General features: G+C 35.2%; 17 protein-coding genes and 1 pseudogene. 16 read left to right on the plus strand and 2 right to left on the minus strand.

Annotated elements, in window-relative coordinates; translation table 11 throughout:
• The first annotated feature begins 49 nt into the window (after nt 1-49).
• The 16 genes and pseudogenes from rpsB to HMPREF2810_RS14225 all read left to right on the plus strand — a co-directional run bounded on the left by rpsB (nt 50) and on the right by HMPREF2810_RS14225 (nt 16,838).
• Nucleotides 50-835, plus strand: a complete 786-nt coding sequence (gene rpsB, locus HMPREF2810_RS14150) for a 30S ribosomal protein S2 (protein WP_002356759.1) — start codon at nt 50-52, stop codon at nt 833-835.
• A 105-nt stretch (nt 836-940) separates the two neighbouring features.
• Nucleotides 941-1,822: a translation elongation factor Ts gene (tsf, locus tag HMPREF2810_RS14155; protein ID WP_002356760.1), complete on the plus strand. Its 882-nt coding sequence runs from the start codon at nt 941-943 to the stop codon at nt 1,820-1,822.
• A 260-nt stretch (nt 1,823-2,082) separates the two neighbouring features.
• The gene (gene pyrH / locus HMPREF2810_RS14160; RefSeq protein WP_002356761.1) at nt 2,083-2,805 is read left to right on the plus strand and encodes a UMP kinase; all 723 of its coding nucleotides are present in this window, start codon (nt 2,083-2,085) and stop codon (nt 2,803-2,805) included.
• A 3-nt stretch (nt 2,806-2,808) separates the two neighbouring features.
• A complete protein-coding gene (frr, locus tag HMPREF2810_RS14165; RefSeq protein ID WP_002384235.1) occupies nt 2,809-3,366 on the plus strand; it encodes a ribosome recycling factor in 558 nt (185 codons plus the stop codon).
• Between the two features lie 370 nt (nt 3,367-3,736).
• Nucleotides 3,737-4,507, plus strand: a complete 771-nt coding sequence (gene sufC, locus HMPREF2810_RS14170; protein ID WP_002356763.1) for a Fe-S cluster assembly ATPase SufC — start codon at nt 3,737-3,739, stop codon at nt 4,505-4,507.
• Nucleotides 4,508-4,521: 14 nt separating this feature from the next.
• Nucleotides 4,522-5,808 carry a Fe-S cluster assembly protein SufD gene (sufD, locus tag HMPREF2810_RS14175; protein WP_002368983.1) on the plus strand — a complete coding sequence of 429 codons (1,287 nt, stop codon included), beginning with the start codon at nt 4,522-4,524 and terminating at the stop codon, nt 5,806-5,808.
• On the plus strand, nt 5,805-7,040 hold the full coding sequence (locus HMPREF2810_RS14180) for a cysteine desulfurase (RefSeq protein ID WP_002372178.1): 1,236 nt from the start codon (nt 5,805-5,807) through the stop codon (nt 7,038-7,040). Before sufD ends, HMPREF2810_RS14180 begins: the two co-directional genes overlap by 4 nt.
• Entirely contained in the window at nt 7,027-7,494 is a 468-nt protein-coding gene (gene sufU, locus HMPREF2810_RS14185) for a Fe-S cluster assembly sulfur transfer protein SufU (protein WP_002356768.1), read from the plus strand. Before HMPREF2810_RS14180 ends, sufU begins: the two co-directional genes overlap by 14 nt.
• An 18-nt stretch (nt 7,495-7,512) precedes the next feature.
• A complete protein-coding gene (sufB, locus tag HMPREF2810_RS14190) occupies nt 7,513-8,907 on the plus strand; it encodes a Fe-S cluster assembly protein SufB (protein WP_002356769.1) in 1,395 nt (464 codons plus the stop codon).
• A 601-nt stretch (nt 8,908-9,508) separates the two neighbouring features.
• A pseudogene (locus HMPREF2810_RS14195) lies at nt 9,509-10,093 on the plus strand (recombinase family protein).
• A gap of 140 nt (nt 10,094-10,233) precedes the next feature.
• Nucleotides 10,234-10,944 carry a DUF5986 family protein gene (locus HMPREF2810_RS14200; RefSeq protein ID WP_002384237.1) on the plus strand — a complete coding sequence of 237 codons (711 nt, stop codon included), beginning with the start codon at nt 10,234-10,236 and terminating at the stop codon, nt 10,942-10,944.
• A gap of 11 nt (nt 10,945-10,955) precedes the next feature.
• Nucleotides 10,956-12,122: a helix-turn-helix domain-containing protein gene (locus tag HMPREF2810_RS14205; protein ID WP_010815201.1), complete on the plus strand. Its 1,167-nt coding sequence runs from the start codon at nt 10,956-10,958 to the stop codon at nt 12,120-12,122.
• 147 nt (nt 12,123-12,269) lie between these two features.
• The gene (locus tag HMPREF2810_RS14210) at nt 12,270-14,015 is read left to right on the plus strand and encodes an ATP-dependent nuclease (protein ID WP_010815200.1); all 1,746 of its coding nucleotides are present in this window, start codon (nt 12,270-12,272) and stop codon (nt 14,013-14,015) included.
• Nucleotides 14,015-15,562: a UvrD-helicase domain-containing protein gene (locus tag HMPREF2810_RS14215; RefSeq protein WP_002384241.1), complete on the plus strand. Its 1,548-nt coding sequence runs from the start codon at nt 14,015-14,017 to the stop codon at nt 15,560-15,562. Before HMPREF2810_RS14210 ends, HMPREF2810_RS14215 begins: the two co-directional genes overlap by 1 nt.
• An 86-nt stretch (nt 15,563-15,648) precedes the next feature.
• Nucleotides 15,649-16,149: a hypothetical protein gene (locus HMPREF2810_RS14220; protein WP_002384242.1), complete on the plus strand. Its 501-nt coding sequence runs from the start codon at nt 15,649-15,651 to the stop codon at nt 16,147-16,149.
• Nucleotides 16,150-16,232: 83 nt separating this feature from the next.
• Nucleotides 16,233-16,838: a hypothetical protein gene (locus HMPREF2810_RS14225; RefSeq protein ID WP_002384243.1), complete on the plus strand. Its 606-nt coding sequence runs from the start codon at nt 16,233-16,235 to the stop codon at nt 16,836-16,838.
• A 385-nt stretch (nt 16,839-17,223) separates the two neighbouring features.
• Here the strand turns inward: HMPREF2810_RS14225 and HMPREF2810_RS14235 are convergent, their stop codons facing one another.
• The gene (locus HMPREF2810_RS14235; protein WP_002384244.1) at nt 17,224-17,826 is read right to left on the minus strand and encodes a YczE/YyaS/YitT family protein; all 603 of its coding nucleotides are present in this window, start codon (nt 17,824-17,826) and stop codon (nt 17,224-17,226) included.
• 84 nt (nt 17,827-17,910) lie between these two features.
• Nucleotides 17,911-18,690, minus strand: a complete 780-nt coding sequence (locus tag HMPREF2810_RS14240; protein ID WP_002359767.1) for an SDR family oxidoreductase — start codon at nt 18,688-18,690, stop codon at nt 17,911-17,913.
• Nucleotides 18,691-18,911: the final 221 nt, after the last annotated feature.

The following is an 18,911-nucleotide window of genomic DNA, read 5'->3' on the forward strand; positions in this document are numbered from 1 at the left end:
GTTGACGAAAAGAAGAGGAAAATAAAAACCAAACTGGAGGAAACACAACATGGCAGTAATTTCTATGAAACAATTACTAGAAGCCGGCGTACACTTTGGTCACCAAACTCGTCGCTGGAACCCAAAAATGAAGAAATATATCTTCACAGAAAGAAACGGTATCTACATTATTGACTTACAAAAAACAGTGAAATTAGTAGATGCAGCTTACGATTACATGAAAAACGTTGCAGAAGAAGGCGGCGTTGCTTTATTCGTAGGAACTAAAAAACAAGCACAAGAAGCAATCAAAGATGAAGCAATCCGCGCTGGTCAATACTATGTAAACCATCGTTGGTTAGGTGGTACGTTAACTAACTGGGATACAATCCAAAAACGTATTGCTCGCTTGAAAAAAATCAATGCAATGGAAGAAGACGGCACTTTCGAAGTTTTACCTAAGAAAGAAGTTGCTGGCTTAAACAAAGAACGTGAACGTTTAGAAAAATTCTTAGGTGGTATCGCTGATATGCCAAGAATTCCAGATGTAATGTACATCGTTGACCCACGTAAAGAACGCATTGCTGTTCAAGAAGCACACAAATTAAACATTCCAATCGTTGCAATGGTTGATACAAACTGTGATCCTGATGAGATCGATGTTGTAATCCCTTCAAATGATGATGCAATCCGCGCCGTGAAATTAATCACTGCTAAAATGGCTGATGCTTTCATCGAAGGTAACCAAGGGGAAGACCAAGCAACTGAAGAGTTATTCGTTGAAGAAACACCAGAAGCAACTTCAATCGAAGAAATCGTTGATGTTGTTGAAGGAAACAACGAATCAGCTGAATAATAATGATTACGGAGCTGTCTCAAAGGCTAGGCGACAAAAAGCCTGATTCTCCTTTGAGATAGCTTTTTTAAAAAGAATTGATAATATCCGAGGAGGACACAAATAATGGCAGACGTTACAGCTAAAATGGTAAAAGAATTACGCGATATGACTGGCGTTGGAATGATGGACGCTAAAAAAGCATTAGTAAAAGTAGAAGGCGACATGGAAAAAGCCGTAGACTTTTTACGTGAAAATGGTATGGCTAAAGCAGCGAAGAAAAATGACCGCATTGCGGCTGAAGGTTTAGCAAACGTAGCAACTGTAGGTAACGTTGCAGCAATCGTTGAAGTAAACTCAGAAACTGACTTCGTTTCTAAAAACGAAATGTTCCAAGATTTAGTTAAAGATATTGCGACTAAAGTTGCTGAAAACAAACCAGCTACGATGGAAGAAGCAATGGCTATTAAAACTGAAAAAGGCACAATCGAATCTGATTTAATCGAAGCAACAACTGTTATCGGTGAAAAAATCAGCTTCCGTCGTTTTGAAGTTGTCGAAAAAGCTGACAATGCTGCATTTGGCGCTTACTTACACATGGGTGGCCGTATTGCTGTATTAACAGTTATCGATGGCACAACTGACGAAGAAGTAGCGAAAGATGTTGCTATGCACATCGCGGCAATCAACCCTCGCTATGTCAATGAATCTCAAATTCCTCAAGAAGAATTAGAACACGAAAAAGCTGTGTTAACTGAACAAGCATTAAACGAAGGTAAACCAGCAAATATCGTTGAAAAAATGGTTGTTGGTCGTCTACAAAAATTCAAAGCAGAAATCGCTTTGGTTGACCAACCATTTGTTAAAGATCCAGATATGACTGTCGAAAAATTTGTTGCTTCTAAAGGCGGCGAAGTGAAATCATTCGTACGTTTTGAAGTTGGCGAAGGTATCGAAAAACGTGAAGATAACTTTGCGGATGAAGTAATGAGCCAAATGAAAAACTAAGAGCATCAAACGCTCGGTTGAAAAGCCGTGAATCATAAGTATCTAAACAGACAGCGATCCCCAAAGGAAGCTGCATAAATTGATTACTGCTTGATTCAAGGCAGTCTTTCAGCCATTTGGGAACGCATAACTTTGATATGCGCTCCCTTTTTTTAGGCAAAACCAGTGGATCGCACTGCTTGGTCTAAAAAATCATTTTGGTGAAAAGTCATCTAAATGAGGAATTGAATGATTTTTAGAGAATCTTGGAGGGAATTATGATGGTTAAACCTAAGTATCAACGTGTCGTATTAAAGTTAAGTGGAGAAGCGCTAGCCGGAGAAGACGGTTTTGGCATTAAACCACCAGTCATTAAAGAAATCGTCCAAGAAATTAAAGAGGTCCATGAATTAGGTATCGAAATGGCCATCGTGGTTGGCGGCGGGAACATCTGGCGTGGACAAATTGGTGCTCAAATGGGCATGGAACGTGCACAAGCAGATTATATGGGCATGTTAGCTACTGTGATGAATGCCTTAGCATTGCAAGATACATTAGAAAATCTTGGTGTGCCTACACGTGTTCAAACATCAATTGAAATGCGTCAAATTGCAGAACCATACATTCGTCGTCGTGCAGAACGTCATTTAGAAAAAGGCCGCGTTGTTATTTTTGCCGGAGGAACAGGAAATCCTTACTTCTCGACAGATACAACGGCTGCGTTACGAGCTGCAGAAGTAGATGCGGACGTCATCTTAATGGCGAAGAACAATGTTGATGGTGTTTATTCTGCGGATCCACGTGTGGATGAAACAGCGACAAAATTTGAAGAACTAACACATTTAGATGTTATTTCTAAAGGGCTGCAAGTAATGGATTCAACAGCAAGCTCATTAAGTATGGATAACGATATTCCTTTAGTTGTCTTTAACCTAAATGAAGCAGGAAATATCCGTCGTGCCATCCTTGGTGAAAATATCGGAACAACTGTAAGGGGGAAATAAAGAATGTCTAAAGAAGTTTTAGCAACAGCCAAAGAAAAAATGACAAAAGCGGAAGAAAGCTTACGCCGTGAATTAGGTCAAATTCGTGCTGGTCGTGCGAACGCAAGTCTATTAGACCGTATTCAAGTAGAATATTATGGTGCACCAACACCAGTTAACCAATTAGCAAGTATCAATATCCCAGAAGCACGTGTATTAATGATTACACCGTTTGACAAAAATTCTATCGCTGACATTGAAAAAGCTATTCAAATGAGTGATATCGGCATTAGTCCAACCAATGATGGAAATGTCATCCGTTTAGTGATTCCACAATTAACGGAAGAACGTCGGAAAGAATTAGCCAAAGACGTGAAAAAAGAAGCGGAAAACTCAAAAGTTGCTGTCCGTAACGTTCGTCGTGATGCAATGGATGAGTTGAAAAAAGCTCAAAAAAATAGCGACATCACTGAAGATGAATTACGTTCATTTGAAAAAGATGTTCAAAAATTAACAGACGATAGCATCAAAAATATCGATGCGATTACTGCTGAAAAAGAACAAGAACTTTTAGAAGTATAAAACCAATCACTAATAAAAATTATTGAATCCAGAGAAGCAAATGCTCTGGATTTTTTTTGTATAGATGAGAAAGGCGTATCTCAACGCTCTCTTTGTGAAAGTTATTCTAAAGTAATTATCCAAGAAAACGCTTTCTTTAATAAATTTTTTTATTCTACCAGAATTTTTTTCTTTGTGTAGGGACGATCACTTAAAAATATAGAGAAACTTTGAAATATCAGCCTTTTAAAATTTTTCTTCACAAATTGAATCCTAAAATTTGATGATAAGAGTTGTTATTTTTAGCAATTGTAATTTGCGATTCATTCTCAATTAGGCTAAAATGAGTGAGAACGGAAAAACGATTAAAACAAGTTGGAGGGAATTGTACATGTCTGTGTTAGAAATCAAAAATTTACACGTATCAATTGAAGATAAAAAGATTCTAAAAGGGGTCGATTTAACAATTAATACTGGAGAAATCCATGCAATTATGGGACCTAATGGGACTGGTAAATCTACTTTATCAGCAGCAATTATGGGAAATCCTAACTATGAAGTCACAGAAGGAGAAATTCTATTTGACGGCGTCAACGTTTTAGATTTAGAAGTAGACGAACGCGCTCGCCTAGGCTTATTCTTAGCAATGCAATACCCAAGTGAAATTCCAGGGATTACCAATGCTGAATTCATGCGTGCAGCAATCAATGCAAAACGTGACGAAGACAACAAAATGTCAGTCATGCAGTTCTTAAAAAAATTAGATAGCAAAATGGAATTATTAAATATGCCTGAAGAAATGGCTGAGCGTTACTTAAACGAAGGGTTTTCTGGCGGCGAGAAAAAACGAAATGAAATTTTACAATTATTGATGTTAGAGCCAACGTTTGCCATTTTAGATGAAATTGATTCAGGCTTAGATATCGATGCGTTAAAAGTAGTTTCTAAAGGGGTTAATGAAATGCGCGGCGAGAACTTTGGTGCGTTAATTATTACCCATTATCAACGCTTATTGAACTATATCACGCCAGATGTTGTTCATATCATGATGGAAGGCCGCGTTGTGAAAACCGGTGGGGCTGACTTGGCAAAACGTTTAGAAACAGAAGGCTATGCTGGTATCAGCCAAGAATTAGGTATTGATTACAAAGAAGAAGCGTAAGGAGGACAAGATAAATGAAAAAAGTAAATCTAATGGATTATCTTGACGAAGTCACCGCTTTTTCACTAGAACATGAAGAACCAGCTTGGATGACTGAATTGCGAACAACGGCTTTAAAAAACGCTGACGAAAGTGAGTTACCACATATTGATCGTGTGAAATTTCATCGTTGGCCTTTATTAAATGTTCACATGGAAAGTTATGTGCCTTCTGAAGGAAATGTCGCAAGTTTTGATCAAATGAAAGACAATCCTTTAATTGTTCAACAAGGATCTTTTCATGCTTTTGAGCAATTGCCAGCCTCATTAGCGGAACAAGGGGTAATTTTTACAGACATTTTTACTGCTTTACAAGAGCACCCAGAATTAGTTAAAGAATACTATATGACTAAAGCCGTATTACCAGAAGAAGATAAGCTGACAGCAGCTCATGCAGCTTTCATGAATAGTGGCGTTTTCTTATACGTTCCTAAAAACGTAGTGATTGAAGAGCCCATTGAATCTTTGTTTATTCAGGATTCAGATAGCAACCAACCTTTCTTTAAACATGTTTTAATCGTTGCAGATAATCATAGTGAATTCAGTTATTTAGAACGTTTTCAATCCACTGGTCATCACGCAGAGAAAGCTTCTGGAAATATTGTTGTGGAAGTGATTGCGAAAGATGGCGCAAAAGTTAAATACTCAGCCGTGGATCAATTAGGGCAAACTGTAACGACTTATATGAATCGTCGTGGCTATATTATGCGGGATGCCTCTGTTGATTGGGCTCTAGGCGTCATGAATGATGGCGATGTTGTGGCTGATTTTGATTCTGATTTAGTTGGCGAAGGCGCTCATTCAGAAGTTAAAGTCGTTGCAATTAGTGCAGGTAAACAAACACAAGGCATCGACACACGAGTGACAAACAAAGCGCCACATTCGATTGGTCATATTTTACAACATGGAGTCATTCGTGAACGTGGTACTTTAACGTTTAACGGAATTGGCCACATTTTAAAAGGCGCAAAAGGAGCCGACGCACAGCAAGAAAGTCGTGTTTTAATGCTGTCTGATAAAGCTCGTGGTGATGCCAATCCAATTCTTTTAATTGATGAAAATGAAGTGACTGCCGGACACGCAGCCAGCGTTGGTCGAGTAGATCCAGAAGAAATGTATTATTTAATGAGCCGCGGCTTGCGTAAAGAAGAAGCGGAACGTTTGGTGATTCGTGGCTTCCTAGGTTCTGTCATTACAGCAATTCCAGTTAAAGAAGTACAAAATGAATTTGTAGAAGTAATTGAAGGGAAGTTAAACGCATGATGGATGCAGCAACCATTCGTCAATCGTTCCCTATTTTATTTCAAGAAGTTAATGATGAACCGCTAGTTTATTTAGACAATGCTGCGACAACCCAAAAACCAACGGCGGTGTTAGATGTTTTACGACATTATTATGAAACCGATAATGCCAATGTTCATCGTGGGGTGCACACGTTAGCCGAACGAGCAACGAAGGACTATGAAGCCTCCCGCGAAAAGGTTCGCCAATTTATCCATGCCAAAGAAACAGCGGAAGTTTTATTTACACGAGGAACAACAACCAGTTTGAATTGGATTGCCAAAAGTTATGGTGACTTGGCAGTTACAGCCGGGGATGAAATCGTCATATCTTACATGGAACATCATTCAAACATTATTCCCTGGCAACAATTAGCCCAACGTACAGGAGCCATTTTGAAGTATATAGACGTCACTGAAGACGGCTTTTTAGACATGGCAAGTGCACGTCAACAAATTACAGAAAAAACGAAAATTGTTTCGATTGCTCATGTTTCAAATGTGTTAGGGGTCATTAATCCAATCGAAGAATTAACACAATTAGCTCATCAAAATGGCGCTGTGATGGTGGTAGACGGCGCGCAAGCAGTTCCTCATATGCCTGTGGACGTTCAAGCCATCGATGCTGATTTTTATGCATTTAGTGGTCACAAAATGTGTGGACCAACTGGAATTGGTGTCCTTTATGGCAAACGTCATTTATTGGAACAAATGGAACCTGTGGAATTTGGTGGCGAAATGATTGACTTTGTTCATCTTCAAGAAAGTACTTGGAAAGAGCTTCCATGGAAATTTGAAGCTGGCACACCTAATATTGCTGGGGCAATTGCCTTAGGTGCCGCCATTGATTATTTAACAGAAATTGGTTTGGAGGCCATTCATCAACATGAAGCAGCCCTTGTTCACTATGTTTTGCCGAAGTTGCAAGCTATCGAGGGCTTGACGATTTATGGTCCACAGAATCCAAAAGACCACACAGGTGTGATTGCTTTTAATATTGAAGGTTTACATCCACATGATGTGGCTACGGCGTTAGATATGGAAGGGGTCGCTGTCAGAGCGGGTCACCATTGCGCGCAACCGTTATTAAACTATTTGAGCGTGCCAGCAACCGCACGGGCAAGTTTTTATTTATACAATACCAAAGAAGACGCAGATCGCTTAGTTGAAGCGATTAAAGCGACAAAGGAGTTTTTCCAGCATGGCACTTTCTAAATTAGATAACTTATATCGCCAAGTCATTTTGGACCATTCTAGCCACCCACATCACCACGGAACGCTAGATGCGTCTAGCCAAACAATTGAACTGAATAATCCTACTTGTGGAGATGTGATTGAACTGGATGTGGCCATTGAAGACGGTGTGATTAAAGATATCGCCTTTCAAGGAAGTGGCTGTTCCATCAGTACCGCAAGTGCTAGTATGATGACTGATGCGGTCTTAGGAAAAACAATCGCCGAAGCAACGGCCTTAGCAGAGGATTTCTCTCAACTTGTTCAAGGAAATGAAGTGGCCGAAGATGAAAAATTAGGCGATGCAGCAATGTTAAGCGGCGTAGCTAAATTTCCAGCTCGGATCAAATGTGCAACCCTGGCTTGGAAAGCCTTAGAGCAGGCTGTTGCTAATAACGGCCAAGGCGAAGCTGGTCATTTACATTGTGAAAAATAAAGAAAGGGTGACGACGAATTGAGTACAGTACCTGAATTAGAAGAATATAAATTTGGCTTTCACGACGATGTGGAACCAGTCTTTAGTACCGGAGACGGCCTAACAGAAGACGTCGTTCGCGAAATTTCTCGCGTGAAAGGCGAACCAGAATGGATGCTTGACTTCCGTTTAAAATCGTTAGAACAATTCAATAAAATGCCCATGCAAGAATGGGGTCCAGACCTGTCAGATATTGACTTTAGTAAAATTAAATATTACCAAAAACCGAGTGACAAACCTGCACGCGATTGGGATGATGTACCTGATAAAATCAAAGAAACCTTTGAAAAAATTGGGATTCCCGAAGCTGAGCGTGCTTATCTAGCTGGGGCTTCTGCTCAATATGAATCAGAAGTTGTTTACCACAACATGAAAGAAGAATTTGAAAAATTAGGCATCATTTTTACAGATACTGACTCTGCTTTAAAAGAATATCCTGACTTATTCAAAGAGTATTTTTCAAAACTTGTGCCGCCAACAGATAATAAACTGGCCGCTTTAAACTCAGCTGTTTGGTCAGGTGGAACCTTTATTTATGTACCAAAAGGCGTTCGAGTTGATGTACCATTACAAACATATTTCCGAATCAACGCTGAAAATACCGGCCAATTTGAACGGACCTTGATTATTGTCGATGAAGGGGCCAGCGTTCACTATGTTGAAGGTTGTACGGCACCCACGTATTCAAGTAACAGCTTGCATGCGGCCATCGTAGAAATTTTCACTAGAAAAGATGCTTATTGTCGTTATACCACTATTCAAAACTGGTCAGATAACGTCTACAACTTAGTAACCAAACGTGCTAAAGCTTACGAAGGTGCCACTGTCGAATGGATTGATGGGAACTTAGGAGCTAAAACAACCATGAAATACCCAAGCGTTTACTTAGATGGCAAAGGTGCCCGTGGCACGATGTTATCGATTGCCTTTGCTGGCGCTAACCAAATCCAAGATACTGGGGCCAAAATGATTCACAATGCGCCGAATACCTCTAGCTCAATTGTTTCAAAATCAATTGCTAAAGACGGCGGCGAAGTTAACTACCGTGGCCAAGTGACTTTTGGAAAAGACAGCGCAGGCTCGATTTCCCACATCGAATGCGATACGATTATCATGGACGAAAAATCAAAATCAGATACGATTCCGTTTAATGAAATCCATAACAGCCAAGTGTCCTTAGAACACGAAGCCAAAGTTTCAAAAATTTCTGAAGAACAATTATATTATCTAATGAGTCGCGGCTTATCTGAAGCCGAAGCGACAGAAATGATTGTTATGGGCTTTGTTGAACCATTTACGAAAGAATTACCGATGGAATATGCGGTTGAGTTGAATCGGTTGATTAGTTATGAGATGGAAGGCAGTGTGGGTTAAACCTATAATAGAATCTCTGAATGTTGATATAACAGCATTCGGAGTTTTTTATTTTGCCTGAAAATCTATCTAACTATGTTGATAGATACGATTTGAAAATTTGTATACTTAGCAAATTGGTTAAATATAGGGAAATCTTTTGGTTGTGTGATAATTATTTGTACATAAAGTGTTTTAAAAGGAGCCGTTGGAATTATTGCAGATAAGTTGACAATTAAGTTTAGTGATTACAATGATAGTAATGTTCTTAGAAAATTTTCACCTGCGATTGCTTATTACTACCAGACCAGATACATAAAAAGAGCCACAAGGAGTTTTTTCTATAATTCACTTAATGTAATCCCAGAACAAGAAGTTTTAACATACGATATGTCTTATGGGTTGATACAAACACCCTATGTTTTAGGAATTAATCAAAAAATTTACCTAAACTTTTAGGGAGAGAAATGAAGGGGGATTTCATTAGAAAATGATTTATAGATTCTTTAGTTGATCAGAAACATAATAGTTTTTTACCAACTATTTGTTTGTTGATTTGTCAATCTTGATAGATGTTCATTAACTTAGGTCAAAAAATAATTAAGATAAGAAGTAATATTTTATGATTTATGGATATGTGAGAGTAAGTACGACAGCTCAGTCATTAGGGCAGCAACTGGAACAATTTAAACAAGTTGGCGTGTTTGAAGAAAATATGTATAAAGAAAAATTTATAGGAATGAAAATAAATTGTCCCGAATTTACCAAGTTATTATCAATTCTGAAGGATAACGATACAGTTGTAGTCACGAAGCTGGAGCGTTTTACAATGAATACTAAAGAAGCATTAGAAGTGATTGAACCGCTGCTAGAACGAAATATTACAATTAAGAATCTTAATCTCGGTACCATTGAAAATACATCTATTGGTCGGATGTTAATGCGTACAATTTTGTCAGTAGCTGAAATGTAGCGTGACCTGATCGTAGAGTGCACACAGGAGGGTAAAGCATTTGCTAAGAGAAATAAATCCGAACTGCCGAGAAGGACGCCCTAAAGCAAAATAACAGATGATAAAAGACATGCTTATGAATTACTGAAATCAGGATTAAGTTATAAAGAGGTTTCTAAAAGGAGCAGATTGAGTGTGAGCACGATACAGAGGGTGAAGAGAAGTATTGAGTTCGATTTAGAAGAAGAAAAATAGATTTTTTGCTGAACTTTACTTAATAGATAAAATCGGAAGGTTGACAAAATCGATGGTAATCTCCTTTTTCGATCGATATTTGAAAAAAATCTCCTTGTGTGTTAAAGTAGGTATATCTTATATTGAAGGAGTGTTATTGATTGGAAGAGAATTTGAAGGTTGCTATTGTTGAACAAATTTATCATGGCTATGAAAACGAGTTAAAGGAGATTGTTAATAAATATAATATAGACTATAAGAGCCGAAACTTAAATTTCGGTAAGTTAAAGAGAGCGGATAATTTGAAAAAAATTATTGATACTCAATTGGCTGAAAGATTTCAATTCATTGATAAACGCTCAGTTATTTTCATTGATAAGATGGAAAAGGTTATGTATGCATTTATGTCTGAAGATAACAAAAATCAGCTAATGAGAAAGTTTCATAAGGAAAGAGGATTGACATATCTCACAAGTGTAATATTGTTAAAGAATCCATCACCAGAAGAAGAGCATGATAAATATGGACAACTCTTTGATCCGACTGAATACACTATCGATCGATTTAGTTCAGATCTTTATGGGGAAGCTTCAGAAAAAGCAAATAAAATATTAGAGCAATTTGGTGAATATATAGAGAAAGTTTGTATAATTACAAGAGATAACTCTATTGGAGATACTCCCAAGATTACTATGTATGAATTATCTGATGGCTGTGAAATATTATATAGTGAAGATTGGAGTAAATTTATTCCATCAGATTACATTATTGCTGCTAGTGATTCAGAAATAGAAGGTAACGGAAGAGCTGAATTAAAAAATAGAAAAAACAAGCATGTTAAACTTAAAGGTAGAAAAAGAAAAGCCGAATAGAGGTAATGACAGTGTCAATACAACACCAATTTAATGGTCAAAGATTGAAAGAAGCAAGAATGTATAGAGGGATGACTCTAGAGGAACTTAAAGAGAAAATTGGTGTATCTAAACAGATGATTTCAAAATATGAACAGAACATTTCTGCACCAACTCCTGAAATATTATTTTCTTTGCTGCAAGCATTGAGATTCCCAAAAGAATTTTTTTATTCTTCGAATAAACAGAACTTTGCATATGGAAACTCGTATTTCCGATCACTTTTAAGTACTTCAAAAAAGGATAAACAATATCAATTGTCGAGAGTTGAAAATATTGTTAGTCTTAGGAGCTTTTTAGAGGAAACAGTAGAATTTCCAGAATTTGAGTTACCTGATTTGAGTGATATAGAGGGTTTGGAAGAAAAAGCTGGCTTGTTGAGAAATCTATGGAATTTAGGAGAAGCTCCTATTGAAAATGCCGTAGAACTTTTAGAAAGTAAAGGATTTGTAATTTCAGATTTAACGTTTTCGAGTGAAAAGATAGATGCTTTTAGCCAAAGAGTCACAGTGGAATTTCAAAATGGAGTAAAGAATTATTATGTTATTGTTTTAGGTAGTAATAAAAAGTCTTTTTACAGAAGGCAATTTGATGTCATACACGAATTGGCGCATTTCATTCAACATGAAGACATTGATAATATTGAAGATGAAAACAATGATGTATATAAGAAAATAGAAAGAGAAGCGGACTCGTTAGCAGGGTACTTTCTACTTCCTAAAAAAGCGTTTAGTATTGACGTCTCTAAGGATCCTTTAAACTTAAACCATTATAGAGAATTGAAGGTGAAATGGAAAGTATCTATTGCATCAATGATTTATAGGGCAAAGCAGCTAGAAATAATAACACAAGATGAGTTTGTGAGACTTTATAAGAATTTGAGTAAAAGAGGATGGAGAAAAGTAGAACCTTTGGATGAAATTATGCCGATAGCCATGCCAGAGGCTTTTGAAGAGGCGTTAGAGTTATTGTTTGAAGAAAAAATATATACTCCCAAATCATTTGTTGATGAATATTCGAATATTTCCGGTAAATATTTAACATATCAAGAAATTGAAGAACTGCTTTGCTTGGATGAGGGATTCTTTTCAAAGTATCAGCAAAACAATGCTAAGATTGTATCTTTAAAGAAAGGCTAGTTATTGTATTTATGACTAGTCTTTTTTGTATGGAAAAACTATTTTTGAACTAAAAGGGAAGTTATTATTGATGCAATTGTGATATCATTAGTTATATCAAGTAAAGAATATATTTGAGATTTTCTGTTTTAATAAGGAGGCTTTTCTATGAAATTAAGTAGGCTTATGATTGAGAACTTTAGAAATTTTGAAGATGTAGCTATTAATTTATCTAATAAAAATGTTGTATTTGGTATGAATGACGTTGGAAAAACTAATTTACTTTGTTCGTTAAGATGTTTGTTAGATCGTAAAATAAGATCTGACGGTTTCTCTGAAAGTGATTATTATCATAGAGATACGTCTAATGTCATAAAAATCAGTCTTGAAGTTGATCTAACAGATCGTCAGACTGATAGAGATTCACAGCATATAATCTCAAAAGTTGGTGGTTCAAGGGACAGTTCAGAGCTAAACAGATTCTATTTTCAAGTTATAGGAACCTTTGATCATAGTGAGGCCCTAGGTGTTCCAGAATTATTTTGGGGTAATAACTTGGATAGTATGCATAAAATTCCTCAAAATGGTAGCTTTTCGGATATCGATAGATTATTTAATATTATCTATGTTGATCCAACTATTGATTTAGATTATGTTTTTTCTAAAAACAGAAAAAAATTATTTGATCAAAAAAAATTAACAAATGAGGATATAGTTATTTCGCAAGAGATTTCAGATTTGACGTTTGAAATGAATAGGAAAATTAGTTCTATGGAAGTTATGCGGAATTTTCAAAAGGAACTAACAGATGAGTATCATCAACTGAAAAAAGAGGATATAACAATTGAATTACAATCGGAGATGGCAATAAAAGGTTTCTTTAGTGATATACACCCGTATATAAAAAGAGAAGGAGATAATGCACTTTATCCTACATCAGGGGATGGTAGAAAAAAAATATTAGCTTATTCTCTTTTGAATTATTTAACGAAAGAATATGATTCTGATAGAATAACCATTTATTTGATAGAAGAGCCAGAAAATAGTTTACATCGTTCTATGCAAGTAGCTCTATCAAAGCAATTGTTTGATTATTCTGTGTATGGCTATTTTATCTTATCCACTCATTCGTCAGAATTATTATATGAAATGGATGAGGCTTCTCTTGTTAGAATATACTCACAAAACAAAACTGACTGTAAATCCTATATGTATAATGTGCCCGAACAATTTAAATCAATAAAGAAAGAACTGAATGAATCATTAACAACAGCGCTGTTTTCAGATCGTGTGTTGCTCATAGAGGGCCCTTCAGAGAAGGCGTTATTTGAAAAAATATTGTCAATTGTTAGTCCAATTTATGAATTAGAGGGCGGATATCTGTTATTAGTAGATGGTATTAAATTCAAACCATACTTTGATATATTAAAAGAGTTGGAAATACTACCTATTATCAAAACTGACAATGATTTGAAAGCTAAAAGAGGAGATATAAAGTCATTCGATACTATCGGGTTCAATCGTTGCTTAAATATTATTGGTAAAAAAAATTTAGAAGCTATTACAATTGATTACTCATCGAAGGATGAGAATGGAAAATTAATTTGGTTAATAAGCGATAAGGAGAGGATGGTTTTTGATAAAAAAAGAGAGTTATATGAGTTTAACGGAGCTTGTATCAGAGAATTTGAAAAGAATAATATATTCATTTCAAAAGTTGATTTAGAGAACGATTTATTCGAGGTTATTCCAGAAAAGCTGACAAATGTTTTTGGTGATAATCCTGTAGATACTCTCCAAGATAAGAAGTTATTAAATATGTTAAAACTTATTGATAATTTGAATGATGAAGAGTGCTATAAAATTTTTAATCATGATAGATTTAAAGCTTTAAAAAGATTGGTGGAGAGTTAATGGAAATCGTCGATGAGCAAGTAAGAAAAGATATCTTAGCTGCTAGCGGTAATATTATAGTTTCTGCTAGTGCTGGGTCGGGTAAAACCACAATAATGGTTAATAAAATCCTAAAAAAAATGAGTGAAATTTCAGATCATAAAACAGTTGCTGCAATAACTTTTACGGTTAAGGCTACAGAGGAAATAAAAAGAAAGTCAAAACAAATTGGAGGGAACAATAAATTTGTTGTAATGACTAACGACTCTTTTGTTGAATATGAAATCATAAGACCATTTTTGATAGATGCTTTCGGCGAAATGTATAATAATGATTTTGTGATTAGTTATGAGGATTCTGTAAAATCTGGTTCTTTTGATGAAGGTCTAAATATATTAGAAAAGAGTAATAAACTAGGAACTTATCATAACATTAAAAGAAATTTTAAGTTTGAATTAGCAAAAAAAGTATTAGAACAAAGTACAGCGGCTCAAGAATATTTTAAATCAAAATACACAATGATCTTTTTGGATGAATATCAAGACTCTGATACAGATATGCATAATCTATTTATGTATATAAAAAACGTGTTATTGATTGATCTTTTTATTGTAGGAGATGGTAAACAAGCCATATATCTATGGAGAGGTGCACAGAGAAATATTTTTAATCAACTAGAAAATGAAGGGATGCAAAGATTTGAATTAGTAACTAATTTTAGAAGTCATTTTGAAATTGTTAATTATGCTAATCTTATGCATAATGCTTCTCAGTTCAGAGACGATTATTCTAAAGAAGTAACTCATGTTGTTCATTGCAGGACCAATGACTATGTTAGCTCTATTAATGAGCTTTGTGAGTCCAATATAGTGGATAAAAATAAAAATATAACAATTATTGCAAATATAAACAATGATGCAAAAGATATTTCTGATAATTTAAATGCACAAGGATTTAATTTTGTTTTTATTCCTAAAACACCATTAGATGACGGGTCTGAAAATGCTAATGTATTAAAAGTAATTGCCTGTTACTTATTGGATGATAACTATTCTGTCTTTGACATCGCTGAAGTATTGAGAGTAGAGCAAAATAGAACGTTACTGAATAAAATTGATAGTTTATTAAAGCCTCTAAAGAAACTAGTGCCATTGTCATCTAATCAAACTAAAGACGATATTAGTATCTCCTTTTTTGAATCTATTACTAAATTTAATAACTACTTAGGGATGAATATAACAAATGATGAAAAAGTATTATTGTTAGATAGTGTTACAAACAAGTATTTCTATCCAGCGTTTATAAAATCTAATGATTTGCATAAGGTTATGACTGTTTTCGGTTCAAAAGGCCTGGAATTTAATCAAGTGATTAGTTTTGCTAATTACTATAGCTTCAATGATGAAAGTAAAAAAAATAATCACTATGTTTGTGTAACTAGGGCTGAAGAAAAATTTGTGATGATGGAGGGAGAATTTGGGAAATATAGTGAACAAATTGGCAGAAAATTAATAGAAAGGGGGATAGATAGTGAAAGTACAACCTTCAAGTTGATAGATCATATCTAATTTAAAAATAAAATGGTTTCTATCGTTTAATAATCAATAGGCCGAAACAAAAATATTTAAATTAAAGAAACGCGGAGGGATTAACAATGCTGGAAAAATTTAGAGAGGATATTATTTCTTTAAGTGGTATAAGAGACAATAAGAAGAATTATAAATTCTTCTTTGATGAAACAAGTAATATTAGAAAGTTTAATCTTACTACTACAGGATTTAATAGTGATGAAAGTAAATTTTTTGTTCTTGGAGGGATTGTGACTGAAAAAGAAATACCATTACAAACTATAGCGATTCTATGGGAAAGTATTCCAGAATCTAAGAAACAAGATGAACTAAAATTTAATACTGTTAGGCAAGGAGCAAAAGATTTTCCTAATTTATTGAAGAAACCCTATTTCCAAAAAGTGATTAACTGGTTATATGAAAATAATTACTGGATTCATTTTGAATATATGGATAATTTTTACTATAGCACTGTAGACATTATTGATAGTTTACCTTTTGCATCTAGTATAGGGAGTATTGAGAATTCTAGACATTTTAAAACAGCGTTATATCAGGCTATTAAATTCGATAAAAAAAAAGTTTAGATGTGTTTAGAAATAATACATATCCTAATGTGAAGAATCCCATATTGTTTTTATGTTCTATTGAGGAGCTTATAAATAACTATATGAAGTCTGATGAATATGAAGCATATTATTTTGAAAAAGAAGATATAACTTTAGAAATTATTAAGAAAGAAATAACACAAGCGAAAAAGCTGGGGTTGCCATTACTTATTAATAATAAACCTGGAAAATTGATTGAAGAGTATTATCAGATGTATCTTCAAAGATTGGTTCTATTTAATAATTCGGAATTAATATTCGACCATGAAATAGATGTTGAAGAAAAATTAGGTAGTTTAGATGTGGGAAATAAAAATTTTATATTTGTAGAATCCAGCATTTTGAAAGCAAAAGAGAAATCAGAATTTCTTGGCGAAGAAACTCATAAGCTTGTTCAACTATCAGATATAGTTGTTGGAATAATGGGAATGTTTTTGAATTATATAAATAGTAGTGATGAAAAGTTTTTGCAGAATATTTATGAAGCGACTAATTGGAATGAAAAACAATGTCAAGTATATGATAAATGGGTTAGCATTATAAATAATTCGATCCAAGAGAATAGTTTTTTTAAGATGGCAGTTGCGGATGAATTTATTGAACACAAATTTAATTTTTTTACAGGTGAAAGATTCAAAAGAGTCATAAAAAATACACAGAATAGTTAAAGGATTTATAGACTAACGTTTCAATGTTTTATAATAAGAATTAATGATAGTATTATGCATGCCCATGCTATTTTATTTAACTCCGTTGTTAACTATGATTGAATTTTCTTTGTCTAATTATTAGTGATTAAGAGTAAGGATTTACTCATTAGTGATTCGTATATTTACTGACTTTTTCCAACTCTTTCTAATGAAATCTCTATTGGAAGGGTCAGTAGGATAGTTTTTCACTCTACCAACAAAATAATCAACCAAAATAACAACGGAAAGCCAAACAAGAAACATACTAATCATGCTTCTTCAAAGAAGCACAAATAAAAAAGCGATGACTCGAGAAGAAAATCTCTATGAAGTCATCGCTTTTTCTTATATTTTAGTTAAAAAATTATTTTACTAAAGGTTGAAGTAACTTGTTCCAAAAACTAATAAGTGGGCCAGCACCAAATGCACAAATAATTGTACCAATCCCAATTGGACCACCAGCAATAAAGCCAATTAATAGGACCAACAAATCTTGTGCTTTTCGAACAGAAGCGTAAGGTTTGTTGATTTGTTGACAGATGGTTGGCGCAATCGCATCATAGGGGGATTCGCCTTGATCTGTAGCCATGTATAAGGCACAGCCAAATGTAAAAATCAGGACTCCGAAGAATAAAGAAAGTAGTTTGCCAATTGTTGAGCCTCCTAAACTATTGGCGTAAGGTTGAAGCCAAGTAGAAATCTGTTGAATCAAAATTCCTACTAAAAGCATATTTAAAATAGTTCCTAGACCAATGGCTTTTTTGTTTTTTAAATAGACATAGAATAGAATAAACGCATTGACAATAATTTGAAAAATGCCTAATTGCATACCAAACATCGAAGAAAGTCCGATATTCATAGCAGTGAAAGGATCAACTCCTAAACCTGCCACTCTTAAAGTGGATGCGCCAATCCCGATAATAACTAAACCAATTAAAATTAAAAGAACATTTTTGACTAGTTTCATGATAAGCCTCCTGAATAGATTTTGTGTGTGATAGTACAAAGTCTGCAACAAAAATTCATAGAGAATTTTGTTGCAGACTACTTTTTAACCAGCTCCGTGTTGGAACGAAGGGTATAGAGACATCCCGCCATCTACAAAGAGTGTTGTTCCAGTTACGTATGAGGATTCATCAGAAGCTAACCAAGCGGCCGCAGCAGCTACTTGATTGGGTTTACCAATAATGCCCATAGGAACCATGCTTGTTGTTTGTTTTAACTGTTCGGGATCGGAAAATTTTTCAGCATTAATAGGTGTGTTAATCGCTCCAGGTGCAATACAGTTGGCACGAATACCATATTCCGCATATTCCAAAGCGATTGTTTTCGTGAACATTTCGGTTGCGCCTTTACTTGCCGCATAGTGGGCGAACGTTGGCCAAGGAATTCTTTGGTGAACGGAGGACATATTAATGATTGACCCTTTGATTTTTTGATCTCTAAATATTCGGAGTGCCTCTCTAGAACCCAAAAAGACACCGTTTAAATTGACATCAATGACACGTTGCCATTCTTTTAATGGCATATCAATTGTCGGAAAAGAAGCCTCCACACCGGCGTTATTTACCCAAATGTCAACATGACCAAACTCTTTTAAAGCGGTTTCAGCTAACGCTTTAATATCTTCTTCATTAGAGACATCAGCCTTCACGAATTTTACGCGGTCTGCGTGCTTGGCTTGAACATCTTCAAATTCTTTAGGCAGCTCACCGACATAGTCAGCAACAACATTCATGCCCTCTAAGATATAACGCAGAGTAATAAATAATCCTAAACCCGTAGCTGCACCAGTGACAACGGCCACTTTACCATGTAATTCTCCATACATTGATTCATTCCCCCTAAAATTACTATTAATACTTTCATGGTAGCACATGTCAATCAGCGTGTTGATAAAATACGACAAACTGTCGGAAAAGTTTATGGTCTAAAGTTAGCTACTATTGTTGAAGGTCTTTAAAAAAATACTGGTCGTAGTAATCAATTCCTCTCATTTATAGAGTTTTCTAAAAAAACACAAAATATCCAGACGAAGTGGTCAAGTCCAAT

The sequence above is a fragment of the Enterococcus sp. HMSC078F03 genome, assembly GCF_001811595.1.
Lineage (GTDB): Bacteria > Bacillota > Bacilli > Lactobacillales > Enterococcaceae > Enterococcus > Enterococcus faecalis.

Bases quoted from the DNA above. Each gene is read 5' to 3' on its own strand.
- rpsB (WP_002356759.1), top strand. From the start codon at position 50: ATGGCAGTAATTTCTATGAAACAATTACTAGAAGCCGGCGTACACTTT.
- tsf (WP_002356760.1), top strand. From the start codon at position 941: ATGGCAGACGTTACAGCTAAAATGGTAAAAGAATTACGCGATATGACT.
- pyrH (WP_002356761.1), top strand. From the start codon at position 2,083: ATGGTTAAACCTAAGTATCAACGTGTCGTATTAAAGTTAAGTGGAGAA.
- frr (WP_002384235.1), top strand. From the start codon at position 2,809: ATGTCTAAAGAAGTTTTAGCAACAGCCAAAGAAAAAATGACAAAAGCG.
- sufC (WP_002356763.1), top strand. From the start codon at position 3,737: ATGTCTGTGTTAGAAATCAAAAATTTACACGTATCAATTGAAGATAAA.
- sufD (WP_002368983.1), top strand. From the start codon at position 4,522: ATGAAAAAAGTAAATCTAATGGATTATCTTGACGAAGTCACCGCTTTT.
- HMPREF2810_RS14180 (WP_002372178.1), top strand. From the start codon at position 5,805: ATGATGGATGCAGCAACCATTCGTCAATCGTTCCCTATTTTATTTCAA.
- sufU (WP_002356768.1), top strand. From the start codon at position 7,027: ATGGCACTTTCTAAATTAGATAACTTATATCGCCAAGTCATTTTGGAC.
- HMPREF2810_RS14210 (WP_010815200.1), top strand. From the start codon at position 12,270: ATGAAATTAAGTAGGCTTATGATTGAGAACTTTAGAAATTTTGAAGAT.
- HMPREF2810_RS14215 (WP_002384241.1), top strand. From the start codon at position 14,015: ATGGAAATCGTCGATGAGCAAGTAAGAAAAGATATCTTAGCTGCTAGC.
- HMPREF2810_RS14220 (WP_002384242.1), top strand. From the start codon at position 15,649: ATGCTGGAAAAATTTAGAGAGGATATTATTTCTTTAAGTGGTATAAGA.
- HMPREF2810_RS14225 (WP_002384243.1), top strand. From the start codon at position 16,233: ATGAAGTCTGATGAATATGAAGCATATTATTTTGAAAAAGAAGATATA.
- HMPREF2810_RS14235 (WP_002384244.1), bottom strand. From the start codon at position 17,826: ATGAAACTAGTCAAAAATGTTCTTTTAATTTTAATTGGTTTAGTTATT.
- HMPREF2810_RS14240 (WP_002359767.1), bottom strand. From the start codon at position 18,690: ATGTATGGAGAATTACATGGTAAAGTGGCCGTTGTCACTGGTGCAGCT.